The organism is Bradyrhizobium sp. CCBAU 11357, from assembly GCF_028128865.1.
Classification (GTDB): domain Bacteria; phylum Pseudomonadota; class Alphaproteobacteria; order Rhizobiales; family Xanthobacteraceae; genus Bradyrhizobium.
Genome location: NZ_LBJW01000044.1, coordinates 1 through 1,174, shown reverse-complemented (window position 1 = coordinate 1,174; position 1,174 = coordinate 1). Strand labels below are relative to the sequence as shown.

General features: G+C 60.7%; 1 protein-coding gene. It reads right to left on the bottom strand.

Translation table 11 applies throughout. The features are described 5' to 3' along the window. A protein-coding gene (locus tag XI05_RS09000; RefSeq protein ID WP_271500731.1) for an IS3 family transposase occupies window positions 1-1,098 on the bottom strand; the annotation gives its coding sequence in 2 pieces (ribosomal slippage) (window positions 1-837 and window positions 837-1,098; 1,099 coding nt annotated over the 2 pieces). This gene is flagged as partial in the annotation. Between the last annotated feature and the right edge of the window lie 76 nt (window positions 1,099-1,174).

The following is a 1,174-nucleotide window of genomic DNA, read 5'->3' as shown; positions in this document are numbered from 1 at the left end:
TTGGCGGGCTGGTGGCGCCGGCGTGATTTTGCAGCAAAATCGGCGGCCGATTGCCGATCGCTCCATGGGGCCGCTCCTCGTTGTAGTATCTGCGCCAAGTCTCCACCTTTTCCCGGGCGTCCGCAAGCGACAGGAACCAATGGGCATTGAGGCATTCGACCCGGAAGCGGCCATTGAACGCTTCGATAAAGGCGTTGTCGGTCGGTTTGCCCGGGCGTGAGAAGTCCAGCGTGACGCCGCGCTGGTAGGCCCAGAGGTCGACGTCACGCGACACGAACTCGCTGCCTTGGTCGACGCGGATCGTCGCCGGGAAGCCCACTTCGTTGCAAACCCTTTCCAGCACCTCCACAACATCGGTGCCGCGGAAAGTGAGCCGCGGCTCCAGGGCGGGCGAGAAGCGGGAGAAGATATCGATAATCGTGAGCACCCGGAGCTTGCCACCATTTGCCAGCTGGTCATGAACAAAGTCCATCGCCCAGGTCTCGTTGGCGCGCGTCGCTGGCCTGCGGTCATCGCGCAGCTTGGCCTTGACCCTCCGCTTCGGCGATTTATTGCGCAATTGCAGGCCCAATTCGCGATAGATGCGACGGGTCTTGTTCTGCCCATGACGCCATCCCTCGCGGCGGAGCAGGACGTGGACGCGGCGATAGCCGTAGCGTACGCGAACATGGCAGATCTCCTTGATCCGAGCTTCGAGGGCGGCCTGGCCGGAGCGACGAGATTTGTAGTGGTAGGTCGAGCGATCGAACTCGAGGGTCTCACAAGCCTTGCGGATCGAGACTTGCCACTCACCACAAACCTCATCGACGAGCTTGCGCTTCCGACCAGGCTTTATAGCTTTCGGCGGATCACGTCCTGCAACATCTCCTTGTCGAGCGACAGATCGGCTACCAGCTTCTTTAGCTTGGCGTTCTCGTCCTCGAGCTGCTTCAGCCGGCGCATCTCGGTCGGCAGCAGACCGTCATACTTCTTCTTCCAATTGAAGTAGGTCGCCTGGCTGATCCCGGCCTTGCGGCAGATCTCCGCAACCGGGACCCCGTCGTTGCCCTGCTTGAGAATGAACGTCTTTTGGGCGTCCGAAAACTTCGAGGCCTTCATCGTCGTCGCTCCTCCCAGTCGAGGGATTTACGCAGCGCCAACTCTAGCCAAAAATGGTCCAGTTTGCCGGCCTCAG